Genomic DNA, 12,580 nt, shown 5'->3' on the forward strand with positions numbered 1-12,580 from the left:
ATGCAAACATTAATGATAATAATTATCATTAATGTTTGCATTCTTATATGTATCTTGCTAAAGTGTGTTTCGTTCATTACAGAACAGTTAATGGCTCTTTGCTCTATTCTATTTATAGAGACTTTTTTACGCTAAATATTTAATTCGTTGACTAATGACAGTTACAGCGTCATCAAACTTTTAACCCTACTCAGTACATACCCTTATTCGTTTACTCTCAATAGCTAAGCCTCTTGGCGATATTTTAGTCATGTTTTTATAACACATATATTTACGGACACGTCTATCCGACCATCGTATGTCAATTTTAGACGTTTATTTATGTGTACTTGCACCGAGAATGCATCCGAAGCATTGCATAAAAAGTGGCTAAAACCATTCACTGACGATGAGATAAACAGGTATTAACGAAATTGTGCGCTTCAAGGAATATTACTTATGTCAAACCAATCAGGTTGCTCTGATTTCTCAGTCATCACTTCTCCAAAAAAACTTCAACGCGTCGTGACTGGTAAGCTTTTACTAAGTATCGCTGTGACTTCTATTCTTAGTAGTACCGCTTTTGCTGCCGAGGGTGATGAGGTAGCTGTGCAAGGGGCGACCGACCAAGAAGCTGTGCCTACAGCTACATTGGATACAATTGTGGTGCGGGCAGCAAGGGACGAGCTAGAACAAGCAGCAGGGCTGTCTATTATTAGTGAAGAGGCCATCGAAAAAGCATCAGTTTCTAATGATATTTCAGAGATTGTACGTAAGATGCCAGGTGTGAATTTGTCGGGTTCATCAACGTCAGGTCAGCGTGGTAACCAACGTCAAATTGATTTGCGTGGTATGGGGCCAAACAATACACTTATCTTAATCGACGGTCGTCCTGTCACTTCTCGCAATTCCTCACGACCTAGTCGTGGGAGTGAGCAAGACACGCGTGGTGACTCGCAGTGGGTACCACCAGGCGCTATCGAAAGCATCGAAGTATTGCGTGGTCCAGCAGCAGCCCGTTATGGCTCTGGTAGTATGGGCGGTGTGGTAAATATCATTACTAAGAGTCCGACTGAGCCAGAGTTTTCTATCAGTGGTCACTATGAGGCACCAGAGAGCGATCTAGAAGGCAGTAGCTGGCGTACCAATATCAATATGGCAGGTGCATTGACGGATAAACTGTCCTCGCGTACCACTCTTGGTTATCACGATAGTGAAGGCGATGATCCTTATATCAATGCCAAAGATGCACAGATTGTTGACGGGCGCAGTGGTCCGGCTGCCTCGGTAGCGGCAGGTACTGAAGGTGTCGAAAATATCGATGTGCGCCAATTGTTTGAATACGCGATGGATGCGATGAATACGGTCGGTTTTGAAGTGAATTATAGCCGTCAAGAAAACCGCTGGGCGGGTGATTCATTGTTCCAAACCGTGAACCAAAATTTGTTAGATGAGTTAGAAGGTGAAACAACGAGCAAAATGCAACGCTATGGCGCGGCGATCACGCATCGCGGTGAGTATGATGACGCTAGTAGTAACAGTTTCATTGAGTATACTCGGACAGTTAATGAGCGTTTGGGTGAAGGTAGTGCGGGTGGTGGCGAAGGACAGATTGTCATACCTGACGATGGCGAAGATTTTGAGTGGACAGAGGCGACTTACGATACGCTAAATGCCAAATCAGAATGGGATATTTACTTTGATCGTCATACCTTGACTGCTGGTGCAGAGTTTCGCGGCGAAAAGCTAGATAACCCCGTGGTATCTGATTTGGCATTTGCAGATGGTTTTGATTTTGGTGATGTAGAGACCGATCCTGAACAGCGTGATCCAACTTCAGATGCTTACCTCATAGGTGCATATCTAGAAGATAACTACGAGATCACACCTGACTGGTATGTGACTCCAGGTCTACGCTTCGACTATCATAGCGAGGCTGGTAGTAATTGGTCGCCTAGTATCAATACTACTTGGCACTTTAGTCCTGATTGGTCAGTGAAAGGCGGCGTCAGTCGTGCGTTTAAAGCCCCTTCATTATATCAGCTTGATCCAAACTATATTTACTATACTGGTGGCAATGGTTGTCCATCTTGGGTACCTGCTGATGAAAGAGGTTGCCATGTATTAGGGAACCCTGACCTAGAAAATGAGACATCTTGGAATAAAGAGATCACCTTTACTTATGATGATGGTACTGGACTGAATGCAGGCTTGACTTATTATCACAATGCCTATGATAACCGCATTGGTGCTGGTACGGATCGTGTGGCGGTAGATCCAGCGACAAATCGTTCTATCTTTCAATGGGACAATCAAGGTGAAGCAATTGTCGAAGGTTTAGAAGGTTTTGTACAAGTACCAGTTACTGACAATGTTTCGTGGTCTACCAATATCACCAGTAACATCCGCTCAGAGCGAAAAGACAATGGCGAGCCATTATCACTCATTCCTAAGTTCACTGTGAACACGGGTGTGGATTGGGATATTACGCCTCGCTGGAATGCCGACTTTGATGTGAGCTACTACGGCACGATTGAGCCCCTACGATTTCAGTTACGACTGGAGAAGATAGTGGTGACCCGTTGCTTGATCGCGAACCGTATGCCATTGCCAACGTGAGCACTCGCTATGATTTGACAAAAGCGATTACTGTTGGAGCTGGTATCAAAAACTTGTTTGATGAGGGTGTTTATCGTGAGGGTACCGCTACGAACGCAGGTGCACGTACGTTCAATGAACCTGGTCGTACTTATGTGTTCGACGTTAGCGTTGATTTTTAGGAGGTAGACACAGGGTTTGTTAAGTTAGAAAAAGGTCTGAGCTATTTGCTTAGACCTTTTGCGTTGTTAGGGCAGGTTTTCATTTTTAAAATAAGCCCATGCCCCCGTAAATATTTTTAATAATTCAATAACTTACTATCACAATATAACAGCAGATTTATTTATGTCATTTAATTTTCGCTATAGCTGTCTTTGGATTCACCGTTATACTGGGCTTGCCATGGCAGCTTTTTTTAATTATCACTGGTATTACTGGCACATTATTGGCATTTCATGACGAGCTAGATGATATCTTCAACCATAAACTGGCTCAGGTTGAGAAGCAGAACGCATCACATCTGCCTATTGCAGAGCTTCATGACAAAGTTATTAATGCGTATCCTCAATATACTTTTTCTAGCATGCCAACCTCGATAGCAGCAGAGAGGTCAGCTGTATTTTCGGTAGATAGAGCACGAGGAAAAATCGCCCAAAACCAACCAAAAGCACCGTTTCAACAAGTTTATGTCCATCCTTATACTGGCGATATCATTGGTACTCGTGATAGAGATGAGTGGGCATGGCACAACACCATGTGGAAAGTGTTTTGGTTACATCGCGATTTATTACTGGGTGATATTGGAAAATTGCTACTAGGGATTGTCGCGCTCGTATGGACGATTAATTGCTTTATTGGCTTCTACTTAACATTTCCTAGGGCGGTTAAGAAAAAAAGCACAGAACCAAACCTCGCCTAAAAAAACGTGCCTCCTTTTTAAAACGCTGGTTACCAGCGTGGAAAATCCGCCGCAAAACCAATCTCTTTAAGCTCAACTATGATCTACACCATGCCTTTGGGCTGTGGTTGTGGCTCATACTGTTTGTCATCGCGTGGTCGAGTGTTGGTTTTAACCTAAGAGAGGTCTATCAACCTGTGATGCATACTGTCGTAGGTCTTGAAGGCAGAGAGGAAAGACAGGAGAACTCAAGAAAGCCATCAGAAAAAGCAGAACAGGCTTCTGGTGCAGAAACAGCGACTAGAGTTGAAGCTGTAAACAATGAGACTATCGATGTCGAGGCTGTTGATGTGGTCAACAAAGCCAATAGCATTGCTTATTTAAGTGAGCAGGCAAACATCGCTGCCCAAAGCAAGGGTATGCTAGTGCGAGAGTTTTTAGGCATACGCTGGATTGAGGACGAGGGTCAATGGCAGCTGCGCTTTAAGACAGATAAGGACATTGGTAAAAAAAGGCGGTGCATCATCCATCACGGTCAATGCAAAAACGGGTAGCGTTGAACAGGTGAACTTTGGCTACCAAAACTCATCATTTGGTAGCAAAACTAACAATTGGTTGATGACTTTACATATGGGTCATATTGGCCATGGCATTGGCCACTTACTGTATCAAATATTTTTAGCATTGATAGGTTTGGCTGTGACAATGTTGTCAGTTACTGGCGTCTATCTGTGGTGGAAAGGGCGTCAAAGTCGATTGAAGGCGTTGCAAAAGGGTAGGTAATATAGTGAGATTTCTAGGGTATGTTTTTATTTAGATAGTTATCTGTTGAATCAAAAGCATGCCCTAGTTATAAATTTAATTGCAAAAATATTGTGTATGCTATCGAGACAGTAAAAATGAAGAAAGCAAACGTCTCACCTAGCATCACCCATTTATGCCATGTATTATTTTCATCGTAGTTCTTTATGTAGTCTACTGAAGAGATGTTTTGAGTAAAATCCATAGGAATAACCACCAATCTTAAAGCATATAAAGTGATTCCTAACCAAAAAAAGGTATTTGATATCTCTTTATTTAAAGCATTAAAAATGAATAAGCAAAAGCTAATTACTAAAATTAATATAGATAGATTTTTATAGTTTATCCATCGATGCTCAATAGGATCTTATGCATCAAAAATTCCTTTTTTCGTCTGCAAAATGCTGTACTTAAGCTGCATCAACAATCACTGGACGACCCTGATGATTTAGGACAGTGACATCGACATTGTATAAATCTTTCATCGTCTCTTTAGTAATAACATCAGCAGGGCGACCAACAGCCGTCACTTCTCCTGCTTTCATCGTAACTACTGTATCTGCAAACTGTGCCGCTTGGTTGATATCATGCAGGACGATCACCACGGTTTTTTGCTGATTGTGGCTAAGCTGACGTAGCTCACGCATCAGCCGACCAGCATGATACATGTCTAGGTTATTTAGTGGCTCATCGAGCAATAGATAGGGCGTATCTTGACAGACAATCATAGCGATCAGCACGCGCTGTCGCTGTCCACCCGATAGCGTTGACAAGAAACGCTCGGCAAGTGGCTCAAGCTCAAAGCGCTCGAGGATTTCTTGCACTTTTTGCTGATCGTCAGCGGTCGGTTGCCTTGATGATAAGGGTAACGCCCAAACATCAGTAGCTCATGTACGCGCAGACGTCCTTGCACATGATTGTCTTGCCCAAGCATAGCGACAGTTTTGGCCAGTGTGCGCGCCTGACAGCTGACAATGTCACGTTCCTCATTATCTACAGCGAAGCTCACCTGCCCAGATTGTAGTGGTTGCAAGCGAGCCATGACAGAAAACAACGTAGACTTCCCAGCGCCGTTAGGCCCAATCAAAGCAATCACCTGCGCCGTTGGGAGGGACAACGTAATGTCATGCAAGATTTGTTGTTTACCAATATGGTGAGAGATATTATTCAGTTTAATCATAGTCAGTCTTATTTAAAAAAAGTCTTAGGGTTTTCTCTATCAACAGGATCAGCTAAATAAACAATGTCGGCTAAGTAATCATAAAGAACGACGCTGAGACATAAATATCAATGCTAAGAACATCAATCCGCCCGCTAGCTCTATCACCACTGACAATACGCCTGCCATATCTAGCACTTGCTCAAAGAGTGTCTGACCCAGCACTAAGCAAATCATAGCGACCAAACTGACCAATATCAGCCGCTCGGTGTGATACATATGTCGAGCGATACGATTGGTCAATGCGCAAACCAATAAACCAAAGAAAGTCACTGGACCGACCAGTGCAGTAGCCGTGGCAACCAGTACAGCGATGACAGTTAATAGACCAAATGCTAAACGTTGATAGTTGATACCAAGATTGACGGCTTGTGCTTGTCCGAGCATCAACACATCGCATTGATAACGCCAGCGCCACACAAATATCGCAGTGATGGCACAGATAAATAAGCTGATACCTAGTAGCTGAGGGTTGACCGTATTGAACTGTGCGTAGCTGGCAGACTGTACGACCACAAAATCATCAGGGTTTATTAGCCGTGCAATGAGTGCTGATAAGCTGCGAAATAACACGCCAAAGATAACGCCCACCAATATTAGCCGCGTCAGATCCTGACTGCTGTTAGAAAATAATAACTTAAATAATAATAAAGATGCCCCAAACATCAGGACAATCTCTAGCGTGAACTTGGCAATAGGATCGAGACTGGTAAAGCTAATCGCACCTAAAAAGAAAACCAGTAAGCTCTGCAACAGAACATAGAGTGAGTCAAACCCAAGTAGGGAGGGCGTTAGAATTGGATTGTGAGTCAACGTCTGAAACAGTAGCGTCGACACGCCAATCGCATAGCCAACCACCATTAGTGCCAGCAGTTTTTTGCCGCGTAATGGTAGCGCAAAGTCCCAATAGCCATTGACATTGAGCGTCATAAACAAGGTCATCGAGATAAGTAGAATAATAGCTGCTATGGATTTTGGATGGGCAGCTATCCATGCCCAAAGCTTTGCCAAATGACCTTGTGCAGCGGCTGAATACTGACCATCTGCTGAAGATGAATTATTTACCGCTGTGCTGGTTTTGGTAGCATCAGTCTTGGTGGAAGTAAGCTTAGTTGATGAGAACATACAAAAATCCTATGGTGCCAAGCTTATCTAATAAGGCAAAAAATGAACGACGGTAAGTGAGTACTGAAAATTAATACATAGTTAGTGAACATGGTGCTACTGCTCAGCTGGCGCACGTAATAACAGCCATAAAAACAGCACCGTACCAACCACACCAAAAATAGTGGCGACCGGTACTTCAAATGGATAGCGAATAGAGCGCCCGATAATATCGCATAGCAGTACGGCTGAAGCACCAAGTAGGGCCACTGCTGGCAAGCTGCGACGCAACTTATCTCCCATTAGACGGCTCACAATGTTTGGTACGACCAGCCCAATAAAAGGAATCATGCCCACAGTCACGACCACGACAGCGCTCATCATGGCTACCATACCCACGCCAATCCAAGTGACTTGACGCTTACTAATACCCAAGTTTAAGGCGATATTGTCACCCAAACCGACGATGGTCAGCTTGTCAGCAATAATATAAGCCAATACGCACAGTCCACCCGTGAGCCACAACAGCTCATAGCGCCCTGCCAATACGCCCGAAAAATCTCCAAACTGCCAAACACTCAGCATCTGTAGTGATTCGGTTTGATAGGCGATAAAGGTAGTGACGGCTTCAATAATGCCGCCAAAGACAATGCCAATCAGTGGAATCATCAAAAAATCAGTGGGCGGAATGCGGTGAATGAGCAGCATAAATAGCATCATGCCAAAAACGGCAGCGATGGTTGCCACGCCCATTTTTACAATGAGCGCACTGGCAGGGAACAGCAGACTGACCACTAGCAAACCAAGTGCAGCACTCTGAGTTGCACCAACCATAGATGGCTCTACAAAGCGGTTTTTTAGTACTACTTGGATAATCATCCCAGCCACTGCCATCGCAATACCAGTCAAGATAATGGCGATGGTACGCGGTATACGGCTAACCAATAACAATGAGCTATCGGAGTTGGCACTCTGAGTCAGCAGGCTCTGCAAGATACCTGACCACGAAAAGTCAGCCACACCAATAGATAAGCTCAATAACACCAAAAGCCCCATAAGAATGAGGCTTGCGGTGTTGATTAACCACGGTGGTATGACAGTACGTCGATGTAACGCATTGCCAGTAACGCTTTGCCAGCTTGACGCTGATGGAGCAGTACTGGATTTGAGCCTAGCATGAGTGCGGTGTGAAAATAACGACATAATCTCTACTGGCTTAAAAATGAGCAGGGTTAACGGTAATAATTACCTACTTGAGCAATCATCGTTTTTATAAGCAACGACGTTATTTAGCGTTAGTAAAAGCATCTTTGATCGTCGTTAGATCCTGCATCCACTGGTAGTAACCGCCAAATGCTAAGTAAGAGTCTGGGCTCAAATAAACCACTTGCTGCTTACTCCATGCATTGCTCTGGGCAACTAGTGGATTGTCTAATACGGCCTTGGCACCAATACCGTCTTCACCAATTGCAGCACTACGGTCGATGACAAATAACCAATCAGGATTGGCTTTTTGGATGTATTCAAACGATATCGGCTGACCATGAGGCGCATCGGCAATTTTGTCATCTGCCATTGGCACACCTAACACAGTGTGGATAAAACCATAGCGAGACTTGTCACCATAGGCTGACATTTTGTTGCCATTGACCATGACGACTAGGCCCGTGCCTTTATTTTCTTTTGTTAGATTCTTGGTCTCAGTGATGAGTCCATCGATGTTCTGTTGTAGTTTAGCGGCTTGATCGCTTTTACCGAACAGTGCACCTAGATCATGCAGGCGCTGCTTGCTTGATTCGTAAATGTTAGCTGTATCAATACTCATGTCTAACGTTGGCGCGATACTTGATAGCTCGTCGTATTTTTCTGCCATGCGTGAACCGACCAAAATAGCTTGTGGCTGCATTGCATTCAACGCTTCAAGATCTGGCTCAAATACAGTACCTACCGATTTTGGATCAGGCTGTGTTTCTGAATGTAGGTTCTTTAGTAGTAGACCACCAGGCATACCATCGACTGCTACATCTAGCGCCGCCAAGTCTTGCATCAATGTCATGTCATAAACGACAAGTGGCGATGGGTTCATAGCCAGCTCAACATCACCTTTAACGGTATTAACCATGATTTTTTTCAGCAGATACAGCGTCATTACTGGCAACGTTCTGTGATTCATCAGCCGTTGGGTTTTCGGTTTTGGCATCTGCTGGCTCAGAGTCATTTGATTCAGGCGAGCTACATCCTGCCACTACCGTAGCTAATAACGCTGTCATGGCAGCAGTCAATAATGGACGTTTGAAAAAAAGAGGCGGTAGATCTGCTAGATAATAAGGGTGTCGGCATAATGAACTCGGTCTATCAAAAAAAATGTTTAAGCAATTGTCTAAAATAATTGCAAATGAATAACGCTAAAAATATTAAGTCTGAAAGTTGCTTGAGATAAAAAGCATAAAATAAATAGTCTACTTAGTACCACTCACTAATTTTTTATACGAATAGTTTTTATAAAAATAGTATGGGTAGACAATACAGCGGTTATAATAAAGTAGTTGAGACTCATTATCAATATAAATGATAATGGTTTTTATTAACAGCACTTGTTATATTAAACGCAACGTATCATTTGATGTAAAGATAAGATTCATAGTAGTGAGGTATAAAAGTAGGTAACGTTCATAGAAATAAGCGTTCTGATAAATAAGGCTACTAAGCAATGTCACGTGTCAGAGATGTATTAAATAGCGAAAATATTGTAAATTATTATTGATAATAATTATCGTTTGCATTATTATCTACGCCATTCTACTCTGAGTAATAAACATTAGGCTGTTATGAGTTCAACGGATTTAGACGCGCCACCACTTAAATCGTTATTGCTAGCTATTGTTGCAGTCTTAGGACTCCATGTGCTTGCCGCAGTTGCACTAGTGGCAATAAAAACGCCTGAACTCAAACCTGAGCCAAAAAAAAGAGATGTCACCACTTGAGATAAAGTTTGTGTCATTACCGGCAAAAACGCTCTCAACTGAAGTAGAAAAGCAAACAGTCACAGCCAAAAAAAGAAGTACAGCCTGAGGTACAAGTTCAGCCAGCACCCCAACCTGAACCAAAGCCCAAAGAGCCGGTTAAACAACCAACAGAGACACCAGTAAAACCAAAAGAGCCTGTTGTAAAAAATGTAGAGCCGAAAGTGACGCCTGTGATAGCGTCAGAAAAGCCTCGTCCTGATACCAATCAAAAAGTAGCCCCAAAAGAGCCGCTACCGAAACCGAAGGTTGATAACTCAGCAGTTGAAGCACAACGTCAAGCAGCTGCCCAAGCTGAATCAGAGCGACAAGCCAGAAAAGCTGAGCAAGAGGCGCAAGCTAGGCAGAGCAAGAAGCCAAAAGGGTCGCTGATGCAAAAGCTGCCGCTCAAGCGAAGGCTGCTGCAGAGGCCGCCGCTGCACAAGCAAGAGCTGAGGCAGAAGCAGCAGCTGCTTTAGCACAGAGTAACGAGCCTGTGAGCTTCACTGCTAGCTCAGCCAATTGGGCATCTGCGCCAAACTTTAGTTTCCCTGAGCGCGCCGCACGTAGGGCCCGTTCTGGTGATACGCTCAACGTTGTCTTGGTATTACGAGTCAACAAACAAGGCGGCATCGATAACGTGCGAGTTGCTCAATCATCAGGTAATCCGCTAGTAGACAAAGAAGCCAGACGTCAAGTGCGATCTGGCAAGTTCAAACCCTTTACTAAGAATGGCGTACCCGTGGTAGGTGATGTGACCCTACCGATCAGTTACGCGGTTCCTTGATAGCTCATACTTTATAACAACGTATTTATTGATCATTTTTCATTATAAAACTAAACATGATATTTACCTCAGTATCATGTAATGGCATTACACATTAAGGAGTCTGACATGGACTTTATGCAATACTGGCAGATCAGCGACATGGTGACAAAAACGTTGTTCTTTTTGTTGCTTGCGTTATCTATTCTATCTTGGGTGACAGGTATCGTCCGCGTATTGCAAAGCCGTAAACTGGCGACCAATGTAGCAGATGATTTGAGTCAGCAATTACAAGCCAGACAGTCTGATTTGGCTGGTACTGATGCTGCCACTCGCCGTTTGGTGACTGAGCAGACTTTGCTCAAACATATCGGTCGCTATCGCTTTGCTAGTGAGCGTGGTCTGCCGATTCTTGGTACGACGGCAGCGATTGCACCGTTCATCGGCTTGTTTGGTACGGTATGGGGTATTTTCCATGCCTTGCACAACATCGGTATGAGTGGTCAGGCAGGATTGGGGCAGGTTGCAGGGCCAGTCGGTGAAGCTCTAATTATGACAGGTCTTGGTATTGCAGTAGCGATTCCAGCTGTGGTGTTTTACAACCTTGCAGTACGTATCAATCGCCGCATAATGTATCAAGCCAACGACAGAGCGCATGATTTATTGGCGCAATCAACGGGTCTTGTGGATACGACAAAGATAACTGCGAGCGCCTCACAAGTGCACGCTGCAACAAGCAGTCGTTCAACGACGAGCGAGACGCAGCATACTAGCAACTACAGTAATTCTGTGCCAAAGCAACTATAGATATTGCTGATTCTATAGATACTGCTAATTCTACAGATACTGATTCTGTAGATGCTAGGTCTGTAAAGGCTCAAACGACAAGTCGAAAAACCGTCGAAAAACGGCTTGGCTGTGTGAAAATAACCAAAAGTATTGAGAGTAACTATGGCATTTCAATTGGGTGATGATGACGTACGAAGCATGGATGAGATGAACCTCATTCCGCTGATCGATATCATGCTGGTATTGATGATTATATTTTTATTGACAGCGACCGTGCTGAATCCGACGGTGCCTTTAGATTTGCCAGAGACTAGTGCCGCGCTCAATGAAACGCCGCCAGAAGCGATCCAAGTCAGTATTGATAAAGACGCGGGGATATTCTGGGATAGCGATCCAATCAGTATGGAAGAGTTAGAGACACGCTTGCAGCAGCAAGGCGCGACTGGTAAGAATCCAGCAGTACAGTTACGTGCGGATAAAGAAGGCAAGTACGATACGGTCGCTCAAGTCTTGGCAGCGGCAAGTAACGCTGGACTGACCAAAATCGCGTTTGTGAATGAGTAGCTTAGTAGCTAAATACTGAATAACTTAAGCACTGAATAGTTTAAGCACTGTGAGTTAGTGCTAGTAGCTCTGACTTTATATTAGAAAACTGGCTAGATAAACCAATAGCCCAACCAACACCGCTATAATAAAAACAATTAAAATAATAAAATTTTCTCCAACCTCATTAACTACTTAAACCTCAAATTAAGTCGTTAGTGAGGTTTTCTTTTTTTACCAACCGTAGCCAAATGGACGATAGCCGTAACCAAAACCTGCATGTCTGTAGCCAAATGGGTAAGGTGAGCGTAAGTAGTCGAGATCGCGCTGACGGATATAGTAGTAGCGCCCTTGAGAGTAGGATTCTTCTAACTTCTCAATACCTTCTAATGGACAGACAGGTTGCCAGTCATAGCCTTCGCGACCGAGCTTATAAGCATTCAGCTCGGTACAGTAGTTTTTGAGACCCTGTTGACGGCCTTGCTCCCATTGGATACGGTTAGGGCTAGCACCGCCGACACTGGCGCAACTATTGGTATAGTGACCGAAGTAGGCACCAGAACGTCCTTGCGAGCCATCAGTGTAGCCGACTTCTTGCCAGTTGCTGCTTTGACACTGCTGCGGGGTTAGGCTCTGAGTCGTGGCACAGCCTGATAATGTCAGTACGACCGCGCCAAGTAGCGATAGGCTCATGCCTGTTTTGCTCATGACTTTACTCATCAGCTTGCGAGCGTGATAAGCGCCCGATGAGTTTGACTCAATAAGATAATTCATAATAAACCTGCGCGCGTTTAAAATTATGGTTTATCATAGCACTTTTTTTGCGCTGACCACTTTTCGTATCTGGTTTTTATAGTGTACTGTACTCGGTAAGTTTATAT

General features: G+C 44.0%; 15 protein-coding genes and 1 pseudogene. 10 read left to right on the plus strand and 6 right to left on the minus strand.

Annotation, left to right across the window (positions count from 1 at the left end):
• Positions 1–438: 438 nt before the first annotated feature.
• The 5 genes from TT11_RS06800 (at position 439) to TT11_RS06820 (ending at position 4,258) form a co-directional block, all read left to right on the plus strand.
• Positions 439–2,598, plus strand: a complete 2,160-nt coding sequence (locus TT11_RS06800; protein WP_261869714.1) for a FepA family TonB-dependent siderophore receptor — start codon at positions 439–441, stop codon at positions 2,596–2,598.
• Positions 2,562–2,759, plus strand: a complete 198-nt coding sequence (locus TT11_RS06805; RefSeq protein WP_261869716.1) for a TonB-dependent receptor — start codon at positions 2,562–2,564, stop codon at positions 2,757–2,759. The genes TT11_RS06800 and TT11_RS06805 overlap by 37 nt, the downstream gene beginning before the upstream one ends.
• 215 nt (positions 2,760–2,974) lie before the next feature.
• On the plus strand, positions 2,975–3,496 hold the full coding sequence (locus TT11_RS06810; protein ID WP_261869717.1) for a PepSY domain-containing protein: 522 nt from the start codon (positions 2,975–2,977) through the stop codon (positions 3,494–3,496).
• Positions 3,497–3,540: 44 nt separating this feature from the next.
• Positions 3,541–4,029, plus strand: a complete 489-nt coding sequence (locus tag TT11_RS06815; RefSeq protein ID WP_261869854.1) for a PepSY domain-containing protein — start codon at positions 3,541–3,543, stop codon at positions 4,027–4,029.
• A 76-nt stretch (positions 4,030–4,105) separates the two neighbouring features.
• Positions 4,106–4,258, plus strand: a complete 153-nt coding sequence (locus TT11_RS06820; RefSeq protein ID WP_370587815.1) for a hypothetical protein — start codon at positions 4,106–4,108, stop codon at positions 4,256–4,258.
• 428 nt (positions 4,259–4,686) lie between these two features.
• On the opposite strand, the pseudogene TT11_RS17165 reads toward TT11_RS06820, so the two are convergent.
• The 5 genes and pseudogenes from TT11_RS17165 to TT11_RS06850 all read right to left on the minus strand — a co-directional run bounded on the left by TT11_RS17165 (position 4,687) and on the right by TT11_RS06850 (position 8,869).
• Positions 4,687–5,456 (minus strand): annotated as a pseudogene (locus tag TT11_RS17165) (ATP-binding cassette domain-containing protein).
• A 78-nt stretch (positions 5,457–5,534) separates the two neighbouring features.
• Positions 5,535–6,620 carry an iron chelate uptake ABC transporter family permease subunit gene (locus tag TT11_RS06835; RefSeq protein WP_261869722.1) on the minus strand — a complete coding sequence of 362 codons (1,086 nt, stop codon included), beginning with the start codon at positions 6,618–6,620 and terminating at the stop codon, positions 5,535–5,537.
• 96 nt (positions 6,621–6,716) lie between these two features.
• Positions 6,717–7,802, minus strand: coding sequence for an ABC transporter permease (locus tag TT11_RS06840; RefSeq protein WP_370587816.1), 1,086 nt, complete (start codon positions 7,800–7,802; stop codon positions 6,717–6,719).
• A gap of 82 nt (positions 7,803–7,884) precedes the next feature.
• A complete protein-coding gene (locus TT11_RS06845; RefSeq protein ID WP_261869725.1) occupies positions 7,885–8,721 on the minus strand; it encodes a siderophore ABC transporter substrate-binding protein in 837 nt (278 codons plus the stop codon).
• Complete coding sequence (locus tag TT11_RS06850; RefSeq protein ID WP_261869727.1) at positions 8,714–8,869, minus strand: hypothetical protein; 156 nt, start codon at positions 8,867–8,869, stop codon at positions 8,714–8,716. Before TT11_RS06850 ends, TT11_RS06845 begins: the two co-directional genes overlap by 8 nt.
• 558 nt (positions 8,870–9,427) lie before the next feature.
• Between TT11_RS06850 and TT11_RS06855 the strand changes: the two genes are divergently transcribed.
• The 5 genes from TT11_RS06855 to TT11_RS06875 all read left to right on the plus strand — a co-directional run bounded on the left by TT11_RS06855 (position 9,428) and on the right by TT11_RS06875 (position 11,720).
• Positions 9,428–9,583, plus strand: coding sequence for a hypothetical protein (locus tag TT11_RS06855; RefSeq protein ID WP_261869729.1), 156 nt, complete (start codon positions 9,428–9,430; stop codon positions 9,581–9,583).
• 203 nt (positions 9,584–9,786) lie between these two features.
• Positions 9,787–10,080, plus strand: a complete 294-nt coding sequence (locus tag TT11_RS06860) for a hypothetical protein (RefSeq protein ID WP_261869732.1) — start codon at positions 9,787–9,789, stop codon at positions 10,078–10,080.
• 17 nt (positions 10,081–10,097) lie between these two features.
• A complete protein-coding gene (locus tag TT11_RS06865; RefSeq protein ID WP_261869736.1) occupies positions 10,098–10,388 on the plus strand; it encodes an energy transducer TonB in 291 nt (96 codons plus the stop codon).
• Between the two features lie 108 nt (positions 10,389–10,496).
• The gene (locus tag TT11_RS06870) at positions 10,497–11,174 is read left to right on the plus strand and encodes a MotA/TolQ/ExbB proton channel family protein (protein ID WP_261869738.1); all 678 of its coding nucleotides are present in this window, start codon (positions 10,497–10,499) and stop codon (positions 11,172–11,174) included.
• A gap of 144 nt (positions 11,175–11,318) precedes the next feature.
• Positions 11,319–11,720 carry a biopolymer transporter ExbD gene (locus TT11_RS06875; RefSeq protein ID WP_025651314.1) on the plus strand — a complete coding sequence of 134 codons (402 nt, stop codon included), beginning with the start codon at positions 11,319–11,321 and terminating at the stop codon, positions 11,718–11,720.
• Between the two features lie 213 nt (positions 11,721–11,933).
• On the opposite strand, the gene TT11_RS06880 is transcribed toward TT11_RS06875, so the two are convergent.
• Positions 11,934–12,473 (minus strand): DUF2799 domain-containing protein, encoded by a 540-nt coding sequence (locus TT11_RS06880; protein WP_261869740.1) that lies wholly within the window; start codon positions 12,471–12,473, stop codon positions 11,934–11,936.
• Between the last annotated feature and the right edge of the window lie 107 nt (positions 12,474–12,580).

This window comes from Psychrobacter sp. JCM 18901 (assembly GCF_000586435.1).
In the GTDB taxonomy this organism is placed as follows: Bacteria; Pseudomonadota; Gammaproteobacteria; order Pseudomonadales; family Moraxellaceae; genus Psychrobacter.

What these genes read in the sequence shown, in the direction of transcription:
- TT11_RS06870 (WP_261869738.1), top strand. Translation starts at nt 10,497, where the DNA reads ATGGACTTTATGCAATACTGGCAGATCAGCGACATGGTGACAAAAACG.
- TT11_RS06855 (WP_261869729.1), top strand. Translation starts at nt 9,428, where the DNA reads ATGAGTTCAACGGATTTAGACGCGCCACCACTTAAATCGTTATTGCTA.
- TT11_RS06850 (WP_261869727.1), bottom strand. Translation starts at nt 8,869, where the DNA reads ATGACAGCGTTATTAGCTACGGTAGTGGCAGGATGTAGCTCGCCTGAA.
- TT11_RS06800 (WP_261869714.1), top strand. Translation starts at nt 439, where the DNA reads ATGTCAAACCAATCAGGTTGCTCTGATTTCTCAGTCATCACTTCTCCA.
- TT11_RS06875 (WP_025651314.1), top strand. Translation starts at nt 11,319, where the DNA reads ATGGCATTTCAATTGGGTGATGATGACGTACGAAGCATGGATGAGATG.
- TT11_RS06835 (WP_261869722.1), bottom strand. Translation starts at nt 6,620, where the DNA reads ATGTTCTCATCAACTAAGCTTACTTCCACCAAGACTGATGCTACCAAA.
- TT11_RS06840 (WP_370587816.1), bottom strand. Translation starts at nt 7,802, where the DNA reads ATGTCGTTATTTTCACACCGCACTCATGCTAGGCTCAAATCCAGTACT.
- TT11_RS06820 (WP_370587815.1), top strand. Translation starts at nt 4,106, where the DNA reads ATGGGTCATATTGGCCATGGCATTGGCCACTTACTGTATCAAATATTT.
- TT11_RS06880 (WP_261869740.1), bottom strand. Translation starts at nt 12,473, where the DNA reads ATGAATTATCTTATTGAGTCAAACTCATCGGGCGCTTATCACGCTCGC.
- TT11_RS06845 (WP_261869725.1), bottom strand. Translation starts at nt 8,721, where the DNA reads ATGGTTAATACCGTTAAAGGTGATGTTGAGCTGGCTATGAACCCATCG.